The following is a 19,773-nucleotide window of genomic DNA, read 5'->3' as shown; positions in this document are numbered from 1 at the left end:
AAAATCACTCTCTAATCATCACAATCCTAGACTTAACGCGCAATTTTTCAAAATGCTCTTCTAAAATCTTATCTTTAGATTCTTCCACTAATTTTTGGGCGATGAATTGCTTGGCCTGACTGAAACTCACTTCATTTTTACCCTTTTTTTCCTTGATATAAAAGGTGATAAACTGCCCCCCACCCCCATTCATAACGGGCGTGAAAGAGCCTTGCTCATGCGAAATAAAGACTTGAGCGATTTGAGGGTTTAGGGTTTTCATCTCTATTTTTTCATTGGCCTTACTCACCCCTGGAATTTCCAAATTAGGGTCTGCCATAGCCCTTTCTAAATCTTCTTGACTCGTTGAAGTGTAGCGCACAGTTTCTATTTCTGTGGGGATACTGAATTGCTCCTTGTGTTTGTTGTAATATTCGCGCATTTTGGTTTCAGAGCTGGTATCCACATTCGTGAGCAAGATATTGCGCAACAATTCTTGCATTTCTAAATGTTCTTTAAGCTGATCTCTATAGAGTTTATAATGCCCCTCAGCCATAAGCATTTGTTTGAAATGGTCTAAATCCATGCCTTGCTGTTGCGCCATCATCGCCATTTCTTGGTCTAGCTTGTCATCATCTACATGGATTTTTAAGCGCTCAATTTCTTGGTTTTTAATGCGCTCCGCAATCAAACGATCCCTGGCTTGAGCTTTGCTCACTTTAGATTTTTTTTGCTCTTCTTGGATTTGATACAGCGTGATAGGCGAGCCATTAACAAGCAAAGAAATGCCCCCTACGACCTTATCTTCAAGGGTGTTGTTGGTAGCGTTATTAGGATTACCAAAAATAGAATTGAATTGAGAGCCAGGGCTTGCTCCTTTATTTTTTTCAAGAGTTTGAGAGGTTGTCTCTTTTTCTTCAGGTTTTGGCGCGTTATTTTGAACGCCTTGATTTTGCGTGCCTTGATTTTGAACCCCTTTAGCACCCTCTTTGATTTTAGGAGGCGTTATTTTTTGAGTGGGATTTTTGGCATCCCCATGATGGACTTCTGCTCTGGGCTTTCTCTTGGCTTTTGTTTCTTTCTTTTCTTCGGTGTTTTTCTTTTCTTCTTTATTTTTCAATTCCTTATTCTTTAATTCTTGGCGGATTTTTTTATCCAAAGAAGATTCTCGTTTCTTCCCTTCTAAGGCTTCTACTTTAGATTCAGGCTCTGCATGAGCGATCCCAAAAAACAACAAAGCCCTCAAAACATAAGAAAAAATTTTCCTCATCAATCCAATTTCTCTTTCAAAATAGCATTCACCACGCTAGGATTAGCGCCTTTTAAATTTTTCATCGCCTGCCCCACAAAAAACCCAAAAAGCTTGTCCTTACCGCTTTTGTATTCAAGCACCTTATCAGCGTTGTTTTTAAGCACCTCTTCTATCACTTTAACAATCGCTTCTGTGTCATTGACTTGAGATAAGCCCATTTGTTCAATGAGCCCATCCACATCGCCCCCTCGCTCTTCTAAAAGCCTGTCTAACACATCTTTAGCGCTCTTGCCAGAAATCTTACCCTCATCAATGCGTTTGGCTAAAGCGCCTAACATGTGAGCGCTAACTCCGCAATTTTCTAAAGTGATTTCGGCTTTCAAGCGCCCTAATAATTCCACGCAAAGCCATGTTACGCTCGTTTTAGCCTTAACCCCAAAATGGAGCATGCTTTCAAAATACTCCGCCAATAAAGGATCGCTCACCAATAAATTCGCATCGTCTTCTTTAAGGTTAAAATCTTTCATGTAGCGGATTTTTTTTGCGCTAGGCAATTCATTGATCTTTTGAGCTTCTTTTAAAAGTTTTTCATCAATAAAAACAGGATACAAATCCGGATCCTTAAAATAGCGGTAATCCGCTGATTCTTCTTTATTGCGCATAGAAAGGGTGATCCCTTTGGCGGTGTCAAAAAGACGCGTTTCTTGAACCACCTCTTCACTATAACGCCCGTTCTCCCACGCCACGCTTTGGCGCTCTATTTCGTATTCAATCGCTTTAGCGATAAATCTAAAGCTATTTAGATTTTTAATCTCCACCCTCGTGTAAAGCTTTTCATCGCCTTTGGGCCTGATGGACACATTCGCATCGCACCTGAAATTCCCCTCTTGCATGTTCGCATCAGAAATCCCTATAAAACGCACGATAGCATGGAGCTTTTTCAAATACGCTATGGCTTCTTCACTATTTTTCATGTCCGGCTTGCTGACAATTTCTAATAAAGGGGTGCAAGCGCGGTTCAAATCCACTAAAGAACAGCTGCCCTCATGGATATTTTTACCGGCGTCTTCTTCCATGTGGGCTCTTTCAATACGCACGATTTTTACGCCCTCTTTGGTGTCAATCTCTAACTTCCCATCGCTCACAATAGGGACTTCAAACTGCGAAATTTGATAAGCCTTGGGCAAATCAGGGTAAAAATAATTTTTCCTCGCAAAAATGGAATGCTGGTTGATATTGGCTTCAATGGCTGTGCCTAATTGGATGGCTTTTTTAACCACTTCTTTATTCAATACCGGCAAAGCTCCCGGTAAACCCAAACACACAGGGCAGGTGTTAGAATTGGGGGATTGTCCAAAGCTTGTAGAGCAAGAGCAAAAGATTTTGGTTTTGGTGTTGAGTTGGACATGGACTTCTAGCCCGATTACAGCTTCAAATGGCATTATTTGTCCTTGCTCTTTTTATTGCTCACAATGGCAAAAGTTAAGTCGTTGATTTCGGTGTGCGCTTTAATGAAATCATTGATTTCTTTCAAACTCATTTTTTGGATTTGATTGAGTAGCGTTTGGTTGAAATTTAAAGGCAAACCCAAATAAAAATAATTGTAAGTGGTGTTCAAGCGGCTTGAGATCGTTTCATTCCTTAAAGGCTCAGAGCCTAGTAAAAACTTTTTAGCGTCGTCTAATTCTTGTTGCGTCATGCCTTTTTCTATAAATTCTTTGACTATTTTTTTAACTAAAGCAACGCTTTTAGCTTGAGTGCTGAGCTTGGTTTGCAAATACCCGCTCGCAAAATGCGCCACTTTAGAAAAATTAGAGCGGATATACACGCTATAAGCCAAGCCCTCTTGAACCCTGATTTTTTCCATCAAACGAGAGCCAAACCCCCCCCCAAGCACAAACATCATGACTTTAGATTTCGCTAGATCCTGTTTTAGATCCTTGATTTTAAAGGGCGCACCAAAATACACGAAAGCCTGTTCAGTGTCTTTATAGAGGACTTTTTCGCTTTTTTTATCGCTCGTTTCAAAATAAGGCTCTTCATACGCTTTACCTTGCGGCAAGAAATTAAGAGCGTTATCTAAACGCTTAAGGGTTTGATCGATTTTCAAATCGCCCCCAAGCACCACCACGAGCTTATTGAGTTCAAAGACCTTAGAAAATTGCTGCTTCAAATCCTCTAGCTTGATTTTTTGAAGACTCTCTTTAGTGCCTAAAGCTGCGTTAGCTAAAGGGGTGTTAGCAAAAAGCTCTTGCTTTAAAGTCAATTTAGCCAAATAATCAAAATCGCTTTCTTTTTGTAAAAGCGCGGCCAACATTTGGGTTTTGACTTTTTCTAAAGCGTTTTGCGTGAAGTTAGGGGATTTTAAAAGCTCTTTTAAGTGCATGATAGCTTCATCTTCGTATTCTTTTAAAAATTCTAAAGTGATTTGCAAATCTTCTGCGCTGGTATCCACATTCAAACTGATCGCTTTTTGCTCTAAAAGTTGCGCAAACCCCACCGCACCAAGCTCTTTAGTGCCTTCATTTAAAACTTGCGCAAATAATTTCGCCAAACCCAACTGGTTTTTATCGCTTAAGCTCCCACCCCCTCTAAAAGCTAAATGGATAAACCCCATAGGCAATAAATGGTTTTCTTCATAAATCACAGGGACTTTAGCTTGATTGATTTCTTGGTGTGTCAAAGCGCTCGCTTGTAACCCCATAAAAACTCCTAATAATAAAGTGATTAAAAATTTTTTCATGTTATTTATACCTTTGCTTTAGCCGGATAACGCTTTAAGATTTCATAGGCGGTGTTTCGTTTAGCCGCCACGCTCCCAATGTCTTCAATAAGCTCTATCATTTCCGCTTCATTCATGCAAAAACTCGTTCCGGCCGCTTTCACTACATTTTCTTCCATCATCACACTCCCTAAATCATTCGCTCCAAACAATAAGGCTAACTGCCCTATCATAGAGCCTTGAGTAACCCATGAGCTTTGTATGTTTTGAATGTTATCTAAAAAAATCCTACTGCATGCCAAATAGCGTAAATACCGATTGGAACTCGCTTTTTTAATGCTTGGGATTTCTTCTTTTAAGGGGGTGTTGTCGGGCTGAAAACTCCATAAAATAAAAGCCCTAAAGCCGCCGGTTTCATCTTGCAAATCGCGCACCCTTTGTAAATGCTCCACCACATCTTCTTCATTATCCACGCTCCCAAACATCATGGTAGCCGTGCTTTTAATCCCGCAAAGATGCGCCATTCTATGCACTTCAATCCAGCGATCACTGCTCAATTTTTTAGGAGCGATCACATCGCGCACCCTATCGCTTAATATTTCTGCTCCCGCTCCTGGAATGGAGCTTAAACCGGCGTTTTTCAACCTTTCTAAAACTTCTTTTAAAGACAATTTAGAGATTTTAGAAATGTAATCAATTTCAACCGCGCTAAAACCATGAATGGTAATGGTGGGGAATTTTTGAGCGATATGGCTGACTAGATTCTCATAATAATCAATCTTTAGCTGCGGGTGCACCCCCCCTTGAAAAAGGATCTGCGTGCCACCAATAGCGAGCAATTCTTCAATCTTTTGATCAATTTCCTCATAACTCAACACATAGGCGTCTTTTTCTTTTAAGGTGCGTTTGAACGCGCAAAACTTGCAATCCACAAAACAAATATTGGTGTAATTGATATTCCTATCCACAATAAAAGTCGTCAAGTTTTCAGGGTGCAAGCGTTGCTTCACTCTCAAAGCCCTTTGCCCTAATTCTTTCAAGGGCGCGTTTTTCATTAAATCCAAAATTTCTTCTCTGTTAATGCGCATTTTAAAACCTTGTTCCCATAGAAAATTCAAAGTGTTGCGTGTAATCGTCCATGTTAGGGTTGAAGCACAGCCCTTTACATTTTTTGCCATTGCCATCGCCCCATTGGTTGAAAAACGCTATAGGGAAAATCAACACCAAAGGCCCCATGGGCGAAATCCATTCAATCTGTAAGCCTGTAGAAGCCCTCCAAGTCGCTCTTTCAAACCCAGCCCCTATAACGCCATAATCTTTAAAATTCGCTGTCGTGAGGGGAGCGTTATAGAAGAAACTCCCCCTAGTTGGGGTTTTAAAGGTTAAGAAACCAAAGTCAAAAAACCACGCTAAACGCATTTTAGCCGCTTTTAACACCCCATAGCTCAATTCAGTAGAAGCGGTGAAAATCCCATCGCCTCCAAGCCACAAGCCAAACTCATCTTTAGGCGTAACTGAGCCGTTTCTAAAGCCTCTCACCGTGGTTACGCCCCCCATATAGAAAGTGGAGTTTAAGGGCAAGTAATCATCGGTGTTATACCTAAAGATATAGCCCCCTTGCGTTTTAAAGCGAGCGATCAAATCTATCAATAAATATTTTTGCAAATGGTGGTAAGCGGCGAATTTACCATAGACTTTAGTGTTACGGACATTCCCGCCTAACCCGTTCCACGAATTGAGCGTGCCAGAGCTTGGCAAACCAGACATCGTCGCATAAGAGCTAAAGATAACCCCATTTCTAGGGAAATAATAATCATCGGTGTTGTCATAGCTCACATCAAGAGTGAAAGAGCTGGTGATAGGCGTGTGGTAATCCCTATCCCAAATCCCTTTTATTTCTGGTGAAGTGGTGATCGCTCCAGGATTAGAACAGCTTTCAGGTTGTAAAGGAGTTCTGCCGCCTGATAAGCGATTGATAATCACCGATGCGGGTGTGGAACATTGCCTTGGAGAGACCACTTCATTCACAGAGGAATAGTAGCGGTTGTATAAGGGGCTGCTGAAACCAAGGAGTTTGGTAACATTCAAGTTATACCCTAAGCTCACATGGGTTCTGTTACCCAGCATGCGCCCGACATTCACCCCAAAGCCCCCGCCTTGTTGGACGTATTGGTAGCTTACCCTATAATCCGCATAAAGATTGATCGTAGAGCTATACCAGCTGTCAAAAATCCTAGGATTAGTCAGGCTCAAATTCCCAGCAAACATACGACCCGCTCCTCTTGGCATGCCAGGATAAGATCTGCCCCCCCCTGTAGCAATATTAGCATACAAGCTCATGCTTTGCCCTGTGCCAAAAAGGTTTCTTTCGCTCACGCTCCCATTAAGCATAAGCCCTCCATAAGAGCCATAGCCTAACCCAAATTGCAACTGCCCAGTGCGCCCCTCTTCTACGCTCACTAACAAATCCATAAGCGAGCTATTCACCCGTTTTTCTTCAATTTTGACTTTAGAGAAAAACCCTAAACGCCTTAAAGAATTTTCGGAATTTCTCAGCTTGGTCAAGTTGTATTTATCTTTAGGCCCTAGTAACAATTCCCTCCTAATGATCCTATCGCTCGTGCGTTGGTTCCCTGAAATGATGACATCATTGATATGCACCATATCGCCCACTTCAATACGATAAATGACTTTCACAAGCCCGTTTTTTTCGTCCTTATCCAAGTCTGGCTTCACCACCGCAAACGCATAGCCCTTATCGGCGATTTCGGTTTTTAAAATTTGCGCATCCGCTCTTAAATGCTCAATATTAAAGACATCTTTTCTTTTAACTTTAAGCACTTTTTCTAAGGTTTTTAAGGGGACTACCGGATTGTCAATCTCTATTAAAATATCTGAAATCCTGTATTGGATCCCCTCTTTGACTTTATAATGAAGCTTAGCGTCATGGGTAGAAAAATCCGTTTTCAAAAAAGGCGAAGAAATGTGAGCGTCCAAATAACCCCTACGCATATACACATCTTGGATACGCAAAGAATCGTATTCTAATTGATCTAAACGCAACTTCCCATCATTCAAGCCCCACATCCAGCCCATGAAATCTCGTTGCTTGTTCGCACTCAAAGATTCAATCATGCGGCGTTTTAATTTCGAGCTTCCCTCATAAATGGATTGTTTGATATAAATACTATCCCCCCTATTCACATCAAACACAATTAATAGCGCCCCTTCACTGACCTTTTGGGTGCGCACCTCCACCACGCTCCCATAATAGCCCTGCCCCTCTAAAGCGGTTTTTAAAGCCGTTTTAGCATGCTCTAATTTTTGCTCATCAAAGGTGTCGCCCTTTTTGATTCCCATTTGGGATTTTAAGCCGTCTTTTTCCTTTTCAGTCCCATAACCCTTGATTTCTACCCCGGCAATCCTGGCTTTTTCATCAAAATGAAACTCTAAAATGCCGTTTTCAAAAGTGGCATAAACATCTTTAAAATACCCTTGATTAAACAAAGCCAAAACAGCGGTGTCTATTTTTTTAGAATCCACAATATCGCCCACACGAATTTTTACAATTTCATTAGCGAGCATGTCAGACATGTAAGAAAGCCCGATATAAGAAACGGACTTGACTTTCATTTCTTTAGGCGTTTGATTGGATTGAGAGGTTTTGTTTTGAGCTTCACTTTTTTGAGTCTCATTTTTTTGAGATTCTTGAGAGACTTCTTTTGGAGGAGTCAAATCGTTTGGTTTAGAGCCGTCATTTTCTAAAGCTTCAACGCTGGTATTGATACATGCGAAAACAAGAGAAGATAGAATAAATTTTTTAATACTGATTTCCTTAATAGATTTTAGCTTGAGTGTTGTTAGTAGCGTTATTATAACTAATCATTCTTAAAAACGCTAAAAATTATTAAAATTTCTGTATAAAATTATACAAACTATCCCTTTCTACCGCAACAAAACCAGCGTCCTTGATTTTAAATATCAAATCTTCTTTTTCTAAACCATGCCGGCTCTTCGCGCCTGCTGCGCTTTGAATGCTCTCTATTTCTATCGTGCCGTCTAAATCGTTAGCGCCAAATTCTTGAGCCACTAAAGCTAAATTCAAGCCCAAAGTCGCCCAATAAGCTTTAATGTGGGGGACATTATTTAAAAGAATGCGAGATATAGCGATGGTTTTTAAGATTTCTATCGCGCTAGGGGATTTTTCCACTTTCAAATAATTGTTTTCTTTTTGATACAATAAAGGGATAAAAGCGTTAAAGCCCCCTTCTTTATTTTCTACTTTATCTTTAGGGCTTTGGATTTTTTTGATTCTCAGCATGTGATCGATGCGATGGATTTTATTTTCAATATGCCCAAAAAGCATGGTAGCGTTACTCATTTTGCCTAATTTGTGCCAATAAGCATGGATTTCTAACCACCGAGAAGATCCCACCTTACCATTACAGATTTTACGCCTAACTTCTTCATCAAAAATCTCTGCTCCCCCGCCAGGCATGGAATCCACCCCAGCTTTGAGCATGTCTTCTAGCACCAATTCAAAAGGTTTGTTGAATTTAGTGCTTAAAAAATGCACTTCTGCAGCGGTCATGGCTTTTAGGTGTAAGTTAGGCATTTCTTGTTTGATGGTTTCAAACACCTTTAAATACCATTCATAGGAGTAATTAGGGTTATGAGCGCTCACGATATGGACTTCTTTAATCCCCTTGTTGTAGGAGTTTTTAACCTTTTCTAGGATTTCTTCTAAGCTCATTTCATAAGGGTTAGGGTTTTTTCTGTGGGCTGAAAAAGCGCAAAATTTGCAAGCGTCCGCGCAAATATTACTAGGGTTTAAATGCCTATTGACGTTAAAATACACGATTTTTTGGTGCATGTTTTGGCGCATGCGATCCGCTGCTTCCCCTAGCGTGTATAAATCATAATCATAAAGCTTCACTAATTCTTTACTTTCAGTAACTTGATTGTCTAATACTTTTTCTAAAAAGTCCATGGTTAAATTGCCTTTCATTTTAAAGATAAACATTGTAGCATTTTTAGATTGAAGAATGCTTTTTATATATTATATAAAAATATCCCTTTTAACCCCTTAACCCCCCTATTGAATATCAACCCCTTTTTTTGACCTAATTCTCATTAAAAGCACTTTTATGATAAAATCTAAGCTTTATCAAGCCATTAGCTGGCGTTCTTTCTCATTTTTATAAGTTTTTAAAAATTTTCATACTCTTGTTTACTTTTTCATTATCATTTATGCTATAATTATGGGACAACTTAAACCAACACAAAGGAGATACTATGTTATCAAAAGACATCATTAAGTTGCTAAACGAACAAGTGAATAAGGAAATGAACTCTTCCAACTTGTATATGAGCATGAGTTCTTGGTGCTATACCCATAGCTTAGATGGCTCGGGGCTTTTCTTGTTTGACCATGCGGCTGAAGAATACGAGCATGCTAAAAAGCTTATCATATTCTTGAATGAAAACAATGTGCCTGTGCAATTGACCAGCATCAGCGCGCCTGAGCATAAGTTTGAAGGTTTGACTCAAATTTTCCAAAAAGCCTATGAACATGAGCAACACATCAGCGAGTCTATTAATAATATCGTCGATCACGCCATAAAAAGCAAAGATCATGCGACTTTCAATTTCTTGCAATGGTATGTGGCTGAACAGCATGAAGAAGAAGTGCTTTTCAAGGATATTTTGGATAAAATTGAGTTGATTGGTAATGAAAACCATGGCTTGTATTTGGCTGATCAGTATGTCAAAGGGATCGCTAAAAGCAGGAAATCTTAATTTTAGGGTATTGGGTGCAAAAACTAGCCGTTTTTGATTTTGACTCCACGCTAGTGGATGCTGAGACGATTGAGTCTTTAGCGAGGGCGTGGGGGGTGTTTGATGAAGTGAAAAAGATCACTTCACAAGCCATGAATGGCGAGACAGATTTTCATAAAAGTCTTATTTTAAGGGTTTCTAAACTCAAAAACATGCCCTTAAAACTAGCCAAAGAAGTTTGTGAAAGTCTGCCTTTGTTTGAGGGGGCGTTTGATCTCATTAACGCCTTAAAAGAGAAAAATTACAAAGTGGTTTGCTTTAGTGGGGGCTTTGATTTAGCGACCAATCATTACAGGGATTTATTAAATTTAGATGCGGCTTTCAGTAACACGCTGATAGTGGAAAATAACGCCTTAAACGGCTTGGTTACCGGGCATATGATGTTTTCACACTCTAAAGGCGAAATGCTACTCGCCTTACAACGCTTATTAAATATCAGTAAAGATCGCACTCTAGTGGTGGGCGATGGGGCGAATGACTTGAGCATGTTCAAACATGCCCACATTAAAATCGCTTTCAACGCCAAAGAGGTTTTAAAACAGCACGCCACGCATTGCATCAATGAGCCTGATTTAGCCCTAATCAAGCCTTTGATTTAAAAAAATTTTTTTGTAAAATACTCCTTTAAAGGATAACCATGTTCCAGCCCTTACTAGACGCCTTTATAGAAAGCGCTTCCATTGAAAAAATGGCCTCTAAATCTCCCCCCCCCCTAAAAATCGCTGTGGCGAATTGGTGGGGAGATGAAGAGGTTGAAGAATTTAAAAAGAGCGCTCTGTATTTCATCTTAAGCCAACGCTACGAAATCACTTATCACCAAAACCCCAACAAACCCTCAGATCTAGTTTTTAGCAATCCCCTTGGATCAGCCAGAAAGATTTTATCCTATCAAAACACTAAAAGAGTGTTTTATACCGGTGAAAATGAAGTCCCTAATTTCAACCTCTTTGATTACGCCATAGGCTTTGATGAATTAAATTTCAACGATCGTTATTTGAGAATGCCTTTGTATTATGATAGGCTACACCATAAAGCCGAGAGCGTGAATGACACCACCGCACCCTACAAACTCAAAGATAACAGCCTTTATGCTTTAAAAAAACCCTCCCATCATTTTAAAGAAAAACACCCCCATTTATGCGCAGTAGTGAATAATGAGAGCGATCCTTTGAAAAGAGGGTTTGCGAGCTTTGTCGCGAGCAACCCTAACGCCCCTATAAGGAACGCTTTCTATGAGGCTTTAAATTCTATTGAGCCAGTGGCTGGGGGAGGGAGCGTGAAAAACACTCTAGGCTATAATGTCAAAAACAAAAACGAATTTTTAAGCCAATACAAGTTCAACCTCTGTTTTGAAAACTCACAAGGCTATGGCTATGTAACCGAAAAAATCCTTGATGCGTATTTTAGCCATACCATTCCTATTTATTGGGGGAGTCCCAGTGTGGCGAAAGATTTTAACCCTAAAAGTTTTGTGAATGTTTGTGATTTTAAAGATTTTGATGAAGCGATTGATTATATTAGATACTTGCACACGCACCCAAACGCCTATTTAGACATGCTCTATGAAAACCCTTTAAATGAAATTGATGGGAAAGCTTACTTTTACCAAGATTTGAGTTTTAAAAAAATCCTAGATTTTTTTAAAACGATTTTAGAAAACGATACGATTTATCATTGCGATGCCCGTTCTTATGATGCTCTTCATCGTGATTTGAATGAGCCGTTAGTTTCCATTGATGATTTGAGAGTTAATTATGATAATTTGAGGGTTAATTATGATGATTTGAGAGTTAATTATGACCGGCTTTTACAAAACGCTTCACCTTTATTAGAACTCTCTCAAAACACCACTTTTAAAATCTATCGCAAAATTTATCAAAAATCCTTACCTTTGTTGCGTGCGGTGAGAAAGTGGATTAAAAAATAAGGCGTATTTTAAGACTGATTAAGAAATTGGAGCGCTATTTTAAAATGCGCTAACGCTTCTTTTTTGAGCGTGGGGTTTTTGAGCATGTCTTCTAAAGCGTAGGTGCTTAAAAAATGTTTGGTTTTTAAAGACACGATGCGCCCAAAGGATTCTTCTTTAGAAAGGTTTAAAAGGCGTTTGGGCAAAATCTCGCCAAATACCACAATGACTTTTGAAGCGCTGTTGTCTAATTGCCAGGTTAAATGAGGTAGGCATGCGTTGATTTCTTCTTCTAAATTAAGGCTGTTAGAGTCGCATTTAAGGAGCGATAAAATACTGCAATCTTTTAAGGGATAGTTAAAAACCTTTTGGATAATGCTCTCCAACATGGCCGCTTTTAAATTATTTAAAAAATTTAATTGGCTATCCAGCATGGGGGTGAGCGTGATGAAAGCGAGCTTGGAAGTGGGGTTAAAAAGCCCAATCACCGGTTTTGAATGTTGATGGCGTTTGCACAGATTGCAATTTTCTATACCCTCATGAACTTGTTTGTTAAGGGGCTTATTTTGGGGCTTGGTAAGGTTGGTATTGGTGTAAGTTTCGCCCAAAAGACGCTCCATATAAAGGGAGCGTAAAGTTTGAAGGCGTGAAAGTTGCAAAGCGTTCAGTCTTTATGCTTTTTGAAAGCGTGAGGGCTTAGCATGTTTTCTGGCTTGAAAATATCGTCCAGTTGCTCTTTGGTTAAGATTTTCTTTTCTAAAGCGATGTCATAGATAGAACGATCGCTTTTTAAAGCTTCTTTAGCGATCATAGCGGATTTTTCATAGCCGATATGAGGGTTTAGCGCGGTAACAATGCCAATGCTGTTAAAGACATAATCGTGGCAAATCTTTTCATTAGCCGTGATGCCTTCCACGCATTTAGTCGTTAAAGTTTCAATCGCGCGCCCTAAAATCACAAAGGAATGGAAAAGCTTGTAAGCGATAACCGGCTCAAACACATTGAGTTGCAATTGCCCTCCTTCTGCGGCTAACGCCACGCTCAAATCATTCCCAATCACCGCAAAGCACACTTGATTGACCACTTCAGGGATCACCGGATTGACTTTACCGGGCATGATAGAGCTACCCGGCTGCATTTTAGGCAAATTGATTTCATTCAACCCGGCTCTAGGGCCTGAGCTGAGTAGCCTGAGATCATTACAAACCTTAGAAAGCTTCACCGCAATACGCTTTAACACCCCGCTCACTTGCACATACGCCCCCGTGCTTTGAGTGGCTTCAATCAAGTTATTAGCCATGACAAAGGGGCGGCCCGTTACTTCTTGGATTTTCTTTTCAATCAAACTGCGATAATCCGGGTGCGAATTGATCCCTGTGCCAATAGCCGTGCCGCCTAAATTAAGCTCTCTTACCCAATTCCTAGCGTCTAAAACCTGCTCAATATCCCTATCAACCATCAAGGCATAAGTTTCAAACTCTTGGCCTAAAGTCATAGGCACAGCGTCTTGAAGCTGGGTGCGCCCCATTTTAATCACATGAGCGAATTCCTTAGCTTTTTGAGCGAAAGCGTCCCTTAAAGCCTTCATGGGAGCGACTAAATTGCTCAAGCGCTCATAAATCGCAATTTTTAACGCGCTAGGATAGGCGTCATTAGTGGATTGAGAGCGGTTAACATGGTCGTTTGGGTGGCAAAATTGATACTCGCCCTTTTGATGCCCCATGTATTCTAAAGCTAAATTAGCAATCACTTCATTCATGTTCATGTTCGTGCTTGTGCCAGCCCCCCCTTGAATCATATCCACAATGAATTGATCATGGTATTTGCCATCAATGAGCAAATCGCACGCATGGCAAATCGCAATCTTAAGCTTTTCATCAATCAAGCCTAATTGCGTGTTCGCTAAAGCAGCCGCTTTTTTGACTTGTGCAAAAGATTTGATAAAAACAGGATAACTGCAAAGCTTGTCGTTGGTGATGAAAAAATTTTCACTCGCTCTTAAAGTTTGGATCCCATAATAAACTTCATCGCTAATTTCCATTTGCCCAATGAAATCATGCTCAATACGCATAAAAGCTCCTTATGTAATAATTGAAAAATATTCTAGCTATTGTAACCAAATCTTGGATTATTTTTCTTTTAAGCGCGCAACTTTTGCCCCTAAGGCGTTGATTTTATCCTCTAATCTCTCATAACCCCTATCCAAGTGGTAAATCCTATGCACCCTACTCACGCCCTTAGCCACTAAAGCGGCTAAAACGAGAGCCGAAGAAGCCCTTAAATCGGTCGCCATCACATCGCTTCCGGTAAGTTCTGTGGATCCGCTAATGGTAGCAACATTCGTTTTTAGGCTGATATTAGCCCCCAAGCGTTGCAACTCGCTTGCATGCATGAAGCGGTTTTCAAAAAGCGTCTCTTCAATCACGCTCGTCCCCAAACACTGCGTGGCTAACGCCATAAATTGCGCTTGCATGTCTGTGGGAAAGCCTGGGTATTCTTTCGTGGTGATTTCAAAGGCTTGGCGTTTTTTGGCCGGATGAATTTCTATAGAATTTTCTTGAATGTCTAGCGAAAAACCAATTTCTATGAGCTTGTCCGTGATCGCTTGAATATGGTTAGGGATGATACGATTGATTTTAAGCTGGCTGTTAGTGATAGCCCCCACGCATAAATAAGTGCCTGCTTCAATCCTATCGGGTATGATTTGAATATCTTTTAAATTCAAAGCGTCATTTTCTACCCCCCTAATCTTTAACTCGCTGCTGCCAACACCCTCAATTTCTACCCCCCCACTCTGTAAAAACGCGCACAATTGAGTGATTTCTGGCTCTTTAGCGGCGTTAATGATGCGCGTGATCCCTTTGGCAAGACTGGCTGCCATGAGAGCGTTTTCTGTGCCTGTAACGCTGATTTTATCAAATAAAATATCATTCCCTTTCAAGCCTTTAGGGGCTTTTGCATGGATATAGCCTTGCTCAATTTTGATTTCAGCCCCTAATTGTTGCATCGCTTTTAGGTGTAAATCCACAGGCCTTGCTCCTATAGCGCACCCACCGGGCAAACTCACCAAACATTCTTTAAAACGCGCTAATAGTGGGCCTAAAACCAAAATAGAAGCGCGCATTTTACGCACCAAATCGTAAGTGGCTTCGGTGTGGCACAGGGATTTAGTGCTGATTTGGAGCGTGTGGGGGTTAAGCCATTCTAAGCTTGCACCTAAATTTTGCAACAATAACGCCATCGCCTTTATATCCACCACTTGGGGCAAGGATTTGATTTTGACTTCTTGGCGGCTTAAAAGCGCGGCGGCTAAAATGGGGAGCGCGGAATTTTTCGCCCCTGAAATTTCTACCCCCCCTTTTAAAGGGACTTGTCCTACAATCTCTAAAAAATCCAATTCTATCCTTTTTCTTTTTTATTCTTAAGGGCTAAGCCGGTAGCGTTAGCGATTTTTTGTTGGTAATTAGGGTTAGCATTTTCTAATTCTTGCCCAAAATTAATAGCGTCTTCTAATTCAAAAAATTCTGAAGCGACTAATTTTTGAATCGTTTCTAGCCACAGAGTTTCTTTGTCTTTGGGGCAAATTTTAAAGCGCTCATTGAAGTCGTTTTTCAGTTTTTCTAAAGCTGGTGCGCTTTTAAGGTTTTTGATTTGTTCGTTTAAATTTTCTAAAGAAAGGCTTTTATTAGGAATATTTTGCTTTAAAGGGGGGCGAGTAAGCCTCCAAACAAGCCCCACCAATAACACAGGCAGCAAGCATACAAAGAGGATCAAATACATGTAAGCGTAATAAGTCAAATTGCCCATGTTGATAAGATTTATAAGCGTTTTTTATAATAAGCGTTACTCGCTTCAATATAGCCTTCCACGCTCCCGCAATCGTATCGTTTGCCTTTGAATTGGTAAGCGATGATGCGCTTTCTTTTGGCTTGAGTGCGTAAGGCATCCGTAATTTGGATTTCATTGTTTTTACCCGGTTTCGTCTCGCTTAAAATTTCAAAAATATCCGGGGTTAAAATGTAGCGCCCAATGACGGCCAGATTGCTTGGGGCGTCTTCTTGGCTTGGTTTTTCCACCATGTCTTTAATCTCATACACCCCCTCTTCTAACCATTCGCCCCTGATCACGCCGTATTTTGAAACTTCTTCTAGCGCCACTTCTTCAATGGCTACAATGGAGCATTGGTATTTTTGATACAATGAAGTCATTTGCTTTAACACGCTAGGATACTCATGACTTATGCATAAGTCATCGGCTAAAATCACCGCAAAAGGCTCATTGCCTATGAGGGCTTCCCCGGTTAAAATCGCATGCCCTAAGCCTTTCATTTGCTTTTGGCGCACATAGGAAAAACAGCATTTCTCTATAATGTTACGAATGCTTTTTAGAGCGTTTTCTTTGTTAGTGCCTTGGATTTGATGCTCTATTTCATAGCTCGTGTCAAAATAATCTTCTAAGCTTCGTTTATTCCTACCCGTAACGATCGCCATCACTTCACAGCCCGCTTCCATCGCTTCTTCCACAGCGTATTGGATTAAAGGTTTATCCACAATGGGCAGCATTTCTTTAGGAATGGTTTTAGTGATCGGCAAAAAGCGCGTGCCGTAGCCAGCGGCAGGAAAAAGGCATTTTTTAATCATGGTTTGTCCTTTGAGTTAAGAGTTTGTTCTAAAAATCCATCAATAGGGATGAAATTCCCAAAAATTTCTTGATAAATCAAGTAATTGAGCATGACTCTAAAGCCATACATGCGAGTCTCGCTATAAGGCATAAGCTCCATGCTAAGCCATGGCTCAAAATGATTTTTTTCTTTAAATCGTTTGGAGCTTTCTAACCACCTCCTTAAAAACCCAGGCCCAGCGTTATAAGCGTAGGCGACAAAAAGGGGGTGGTTGAATTCTTTTTTCAAATGATTCAAGTAATAATTGCCAAGTTTGAGAGCGATGTTGGGGTTAAACATGTCGTTTAGATCAATGTTATCCATGCCAAGGCGTTTAGCGAAAGGCCCTACATTAAAGGGCATGATTTGCATAAGCCCCAAAGCGAACGAGCGCGAAATGACTGCCGGGAGCAAAAAGCTTTCTTGCCTAGCGATCGCATACGCCATAGCCCTTTCATCTGTATTTTGCCATTCAATAATGCCTTCATAAGGGGATAAATAATAATAAATCTTGTCTTTATTGCGTTGGCTTAAAAGATAGGTCAATTCAGGGGCGCTTTTTTCATAATACAGGCTTTTTAGCATCGCATTAAACGCGCCCTCATCTTTCAAACTCAAGGTTTTTTCCTTAAAAATTTGCCACGAAAAAGGATCGTAAGTGTTAAAAGGAGGGTCTTCTTGACTTAAATTTTGGATGTGAGAAATGATGCGGTAACTGGGCGTGGTTTTTAATTTTCGGCTCGCATAAAGACTATAGAGATTTAGGGCAGGGCTTTGTGAAAGGCGTTCTAAAGTTTTTTTCTTTTTGGAGACTAAATACTGCCAAAAAATCGCTCTATTTTTTGAAAAATCATCGTCTTTGACAACCTCTTCAGATCGTTCAAAATACTTGAGCGCTTTAGAGGGTTTTTTGCGCAAGATTTCATTGATCCCTAGGATAAAAAAAGTTTGCGCGTTGCTTTGGGTGGCGTTACTTTTAGCGAGAGCGTCTTTAAAATGATCCAATTTAGGATCTAAGATGACTTGATAGATCAAGCGGTTAAACGCTGGGTAATTTTCATCTAAAAGGCGGTTTAACTCTTTAATCGGGATATGCTCTTCAAAAATTTGGAGCTTTTTTTCATAACTCAAATGGTTAAAGAGCGCGCTAAACACTTGCGCGTTAGCCTTAAACAAAGAAGCGCTCACATGCTTACTTTGCAAAATTTCTAATTCTTCATAAAGAACGGGGTAAGCCTCTTTGATTTTTTCTTGTAAAGGTTTAAAGGTTTGAATGGGGATTTTATCAAAATCTCTGATTTTTGATTTTAAAGCGATAGCGATACAACTCGCTTGGAAAGTGTCTGTTGTTTCTAACATGCTTTCTAGGGTAATTTGCTTGCAATAAATATCTTCAGGCATTTTGGCATCAGGGTTTTTTTCTGCATTGTCTGAGCCTTTTTCTTGCATGGCTTTTTGTAGGGCACTGTTTTTATTTTGGGTCAATTCATAGGCTTTTTTAGCGTTTTCTAAACTCGTTTTTTTATCGCTAATATAACGCCACAAATAATAATCCCTAACAATCCCGGCGGGCTTTTTTTCTAAATCCTTTAAATCCAACTCGGTTTGAGAAAAACCAACGCCAAGTGTACCGATAAAAAATAAGATCAAAAAACGCATGATTTCCTTTAGAGGCTTTTGGCGAGCGCAAAAAGCCATTGGATGAGGGTTAAATCTAAAAATTTCAACACAATGACTACCACTAAAGGAGCGAAATCCAACCCGTTAAACACCAACTTGAATCTAGAGCGTAAAAAATAAAACACCGGCTCACACAAGCGAGCGAGGATTTGCATGATGGGGTTATTAGGGTTAGGCTGCACGAAGCTGATAAGCGAATAAATGATCACCACCCACATATAAATCGTAATGAGCGAGCTTAAAATCACCGCTACCGCATTAATAAGGGTAGAAAAAATCATGCTTTGAGCCTTAAAACTTCTTGATGATGGCTTTGGATATAGGGGAAAATCAAAGGCAATTCAACGCCATGCGAATTCCCGGTCAAAAGAATGCGCAAAGGTTTGAAAAAATCCTTACCCTTAAGCTGGCTCAATCGCATGGCTTCTTTTTTAAAACTTTCAAAATCCTTATAGGCTTGAAAATCCATGCTTTTTAGAGCGTTAAAAAGCACTAAACAACGCTCTTTAAAATCTTCGTTTTCATAAGTTTTAACAATATCCTTTGGCTCTAAAAACAACGAAATTTTTTCTTTCAATTCTAAAAGCGTACCACATTCTTCTATAAACAATCTTAAAAGCCCTAAAAGATTTTTATCTTTTATTGAAGTGAGTTCTAATAACTCTTCATCGTCTAAAAGCTTTAAATGCTCGTGGTTTAAGTGTTTTAAATATTTTAAATTAAAATGGGCCGGGGAACTGGAAAGATTTTCTAAACTAAACCATTTTATCGCTTCATCAAGACTAAAAACTTCCTTAGGCACTTTGTTACCGATAGTGATGAGGTAATTCGCAATCGCAACCGGTAAAAACCCTTGATTCAAAAGCCATTTCACGCTGGACGCTTCGTCTCTTTTACTCATCTTTTTACCGCTTACTTCATCTAAAATAATGGGCAAATGCGCATAAACAATCGGATCGTTTGAGCCTAAAGCTTCTTGGATTAAAATTTGTTTAGGGGTGTTACTCACATGATCTTCGCCTCTAATGATCAGACTGATTTCATAAAGCAAATCATCGCATGCGCAAGCGAAATTATAAGTAGGGCTTTTATCCTGTCTCAAAAGCACAAAAGAATCCAATTCATCAGGCTCAAATCTCACTTCTTTTTTAATCGCATCGTTGAAAGACACCGCATGATTTGGGGCTTTCAAACGCACCACAGGGGCATGGTTCTTGTCTTTTTCTAAAGTGGCCCACTCGTCTAAATACCTGAAAGGGCGTTTTTCATTTTTGGCTTTTTCTTTTTCCCTCTCTAAAAACTCCGCGCTCGCATAACAATAAAACGCTTTATTTTCTTTCAGTAATTTTTCTGCCATTTCTCTGTGGTAATCTATATTATGGCTTTGATACACGAGCTTGTCCCAGCTTATCCCCATAAGCTTTAAAATTTCTAAAATTTCTTGGTCTTTGCCTTCAATGTTGCGCTCTTTGTCCGTGTCTTCAATGCGAATGAGAAAGGGTTTGTGTTGCTGTTTGGCCACAATGTAGTTGAAAATGGCTGCCCTTAAATTCCCTATGTGCATATCCCCTGTAGGCGAAGGCGCAAAACGAAGCATAAAAACCCTTTATTTAAAAATAGTTTTTGATTATACCTAAAGAATACTTAATTGTGTTGTGGTAATTCTGTTTTTATCAAACATGAATAGGCATCATTTAAGAGATTAGCGCTTGGCTAACGCCAAGCTCTTTATGGTT

17 protein-coding genes are annotated in these 19,773 nt (G+C 40.0%); 3 read left to right on the top strand and 14 right to left on the bottom strand.

Translation table 11 applies throughout. The features are described from left to right. Window positions 1–4 precede the first annotated feature (4 nt). From HG567_RS02900 to mqnE, 6 genes are all read right to left on the bottom strand, one after another. On the bottom strand, window positions 5–1,249 hold the full coding sequence (locus HG567_RS02900) for a SurA N-terminal domain-containing protein (protein WP_202140093.1): 1,245 nt from the start codon (window positions 1,247–1,249) through the stop codon (window positions 5–7). Next, window positions 1,249–2,673 carry an Asp-tRNA(Asn)/Glu-tRNA(Gln) amidotransferase subunit GatB gene (gene gatB / locus HG567_RS02895; protein WP_202140092.1) on the bottom strand — a complete coding sequence of 475 codons (1,425 nt, stop codon included), beginning with the start codon at window positions 2,671–2,673 and terminating at the stop codon, window positions 1,249–1,251. Before gatB ends, HG567_RS02900 begins: the two co-directional genes overlap by 1 nt. Further along, the gene (locus HG567_RS02890) at window positions 2,673–3,974 is read right to left on the bottom strand and encodes a M16 family metallopeptidase (protein WP_202140091.1); all 1,302 of its coding nucleotides are present in this window, start codon (window positions 3,972–3,974) and stop codon (window positions 2,673–2,675) included. Before HG567_RS02890 ends, gatB begins: the two co-directional genes overlap by 1 nt. A 5-nt stretch (window positions 3,975–3,979) precedes the next feature. Continuing rightward, a complete protein-coding gene (locus HG567_RS02885) occupies window positions 3,980–5,041 on the bottom strand; it encodes a dehypoxanthine futalosine cyclase (RefSeq protein WP_162971741.1) in 1,062 nt (353 codons plus the stop codon). 1 nt (window position 5,042) lies between these two features. Beyond that, window positions 5,043–7,778, bottom strand: a complete 2,736-nt coding sequence (bamA, locus tag HG567_RS02880; RefSeq protein ID WP_202164020.1) for an outer membrane protein assembly factor BamA — start codon at window positions 7,776–7,778, stop codon at window positions 5,043–5,045. 82 nt (window positions 7,779–7,860) lie between these two features. Beyond that, a complete protein-coding gene (mqnE, locus tag HG567_RS02875) occupies window positions 7,861–8,943 on the bottom strand; it encodes an aminofutalosine synthase MqnE (RefSeq protein WP_202163962.1) in 1,083 nt (360 codons plus the stop codon). 305 nt (window positions 8,944–9,248) lie between these two features. On the opposite strand from mqnE, the gene HG567_RS02870 reads away from it, so the two are divergent. Genes HG567_RS02870 through HG567_RS02860 form a run of 3 tightly spaced genes read left to right on the top strand, consistent with a single transcriptional unit; the run spans window position 9,249 to window position 11,718 of the window. After that, on the top strand, window positions 9,249–9,752 hold the full coding sequence (locus tag HG567_RS02870; RefSeq protein WP_033756344.1) for a ferritin: 504 nt from the start codon (window positions 9,249–9,251) through the stop codon (window positions 9,750–9,752). A 14-nt stretch (window positions 9,753–9,766) separates the two neighbouring features. Next, entirely contained in the window at window positions 9,767–10,390 is a 624-nt protein-coding gene (gene serB, locus HG567_RS02865) for a phosphoserine phosphatase SerB (protein WP_202140089.1), read from the top strand. 38 nt (window positions 10,391–10,428) lie between these two features. Then, window positions 10,429–11,718, top strand: coding sequence for a glycosyltransferase family 10 domain-containing protein (locus HG567_RS02860; RefSeq protein ID WP_202163961.1), 1,290 nt, complete (start codon window positions 10,429–10,431; stop codon window positions 11,716–11,718). A gap of 8 nt (window positions 11,719–11,726) precedes the next feature. On the opposite strand, the gene HG567_RS02855 is transcribed toward HG567_RS02860, so the two are convergent. The 8 genes from HG567_RS02855 to gltX are packed head-to-tail and all read right to left on the bottom strand — an operon-like array spanning window position 11,727 to window position 19,634. Further along, window positions 11,727–12,317: a uracil-DNA glycosylase family protein gene (locus HG567_RS02855; RefSeq protein WP_202140226.1), complete on the bottom strand. Its 591-nt coding sequence runs from the start codon at window positions 12,315–12,317 to the stop codon at window positions 11,727–11,729. A gap of 44 nt (window positions 12,318–12,361) precedes the next feature. Next, window positions 12,362–13,768 carry an aspartate ammonia-lyase gene (aspA, locus tag HG567_RS02850; RefSeq protein WP_128022657.1) on the bottom strand — a complete coding sequence of 469 codons (1,407 nt, stop codon included), beginning with the start codon at window positions 13,766–13,768 and terminating at the stop codon, window positions 12,362–12,364. Window positions 13,769–13,825: 57 nt separating this feature from the next. Then, window positions 13,826–15,094, bottom strand: coding sequence for a UDP-N-acetylglucosamine 1-carboxyvinyltransferase (gene murA, locus HG567_RS02845; protein WP_202140088.1), 1,269 nt, complete (start codon window positions 15,092–15,094; stop codon window positions 13,826–13,828). Between the two features lie 2 nt (window positions 15,095–15,096). Next, entirely contained in the window at window positions 15,097–15,504 is a 408-nt protein-coding gene (locus tag HG567_RS02840) for a hypothetical protein (protein ID WP_108510618.1), read from the bottom strand. Between the two features lie 11 nt (window positions 15,505–15,515). Further along, window positions 15,516–16,337: a UTP--glucose-1-phosphate uridylyltransferase GalU gene (gene galU / locus HG567_RS02835; protein WP_127988671.1), complete on the bottom strand. Its 822-nt coding sequence runs from the start codon at window positions 16,335–16,337 to the stop codon at window positions 15,516–15,518. Beyond that, window positions 16,334–18,016, bottom strand: a complete 1,683-nt coding sequence (locus HG567_RS02830) for a lytic transglycosylase domain-containing protein (protein ID WP_202140087.1) — start codon at window positions 18,014–18,016, stop codon at window positions 16,334–16,336. Before HG567_RS02830 ends, galU begins: the two co-directional genes overlap by 4 nt. Before the next feature lie 8 nt (window positions 18,017–18,024). After that, window positions 18,025–18,318, bottom strand: coding sequence for a YggT family protein (locus HG567_RS02825; protein WP_000577949.1), 294 nt, complete (start codon window positions 18,316–18,318; stop codon window positions 18,025–18,027). Beyond that, entirely contained in the window at window positions 18,315–19,634 is a 1,320-nt protein-coding gene (gltX, locus tag HG567_RS02820; protein WP_202140086.1) for a glutamate--tRNA ligase, read from the bottom strand. The genes HG567_RS02825 and gltX overlap by 4 nt, the downstream gene beginning before the upstream one ends. Window positions 19,635–19,773: the final 139 nt, after the last annotated feature.

The organism is Helicobacter pylori, assembly GCF_016755635.1.
GTDB lineage: Bacteria > Campylobacterota > Campylobacteria > Campylobacterales > Helicobacteraceae > Helicobacter > Helicobacter pylori_CQ.
Note: the sequence above shows the minus strand (reverse complement) of the source record. Positions and strands in the feature narration are given on the sequence as shown.

Bases quoted from the DNA above. Each gene is read 5' to 3' on its own strand.
- galU (WP_127988671.1), bottom strand. From the start codon at position 16,337: ATGATTAAAAAATGCCTTTTTCCTGCCGCTGGCTACGGCACGCGCTTT.
- aspA (WP_128022657.1), bottom strand. From the start codon at position 13,768: ATGCGTATTGAGCATGATTTCATTGGGCAAATGGAAATTAGCGATGAA.
- HG567_RS02890 (WP_202140091.1), bottom strand. From the start codon at position 3,974: ATGAAAAAATTTTTAATCACTTTATTATTAGGAGTTTTTATGGGGTTA.
- HG567_RS02825 (WP_000577949.1), bottom strand. From the start codon at position 18,318: ATGATTTTTTCTACCCTTATTAATGCGGTAGCGGTGATTTTAAGCTCG.
- HG567_RS02855 (WP_202140226.1), bottom strand. From the start codon at position 12,317: ATGGAGCGTCTTTTGGGCGAAACTTACACCAATACCAACCTTACCAAG.
- HG567_RS02870 (WP_033756344.1), top strand. From the start codon at position 9,249: ATGTTATCAAAAGACATCATTAAGTTGCTAAACGAACAAGTGAATAAG.
- HG567_RS02830 (WP_202140087.1), bottom strand. From the start codon at position 18,016: ATGCGTTTTTTGATCTTATTTTTTATCGGTACACTTGGCGTTGGTTTT.
- mqnE (WP_202163962.1), bottom strand. From the start codon at position 8,943: ATGGACTTTTTAGAAAAAGTATTAGACAATCAAGTTACTGAAAGTAAA.
- HG567_RS02840 (WP_108510618.1), bottom strand. From the start codon at position 15,504: ATGGGCAATTTGACTTATTACGCTTACATGTATTTGATCCTCTTTGTA.
- HG567_RS02900 (WP_202140093.1), bottom strand. From the start codon at position 1,249: ATGAGGAAAATTTTTTCTTATGTTTTGAGGGCTTTGTTGTTTTTTGGG.
- gltX (WP_202140086.1), bottom strand. From the start codon at position 19,634: ATGCTTCGTTTTGCGCCTTCGCCTACAGGGGATATGCACATAGGGAAT.
- gatB (WP_202140092.1), bottom strand. From the start codon at position 2,673: ATGCCATTTGAAGCTGTAATCGGGCTAGAAGTCCATGTCCAACTCAAC.
- HG567_RS02860 (WP_202163961.1), top strand. From the start codon at position 10,429: ATGTTCCAGCCCTTACTAGACGCCTTTATAGAAAGCGCTTCCATTGAA.
- HG567_RS02885 (WP_162971741.1), bottom strand. From the start codon at position 5,041: ATGCGCATTAACAGAGAAGAAATTTTGGATTTAATGAAAAACGCGCCC.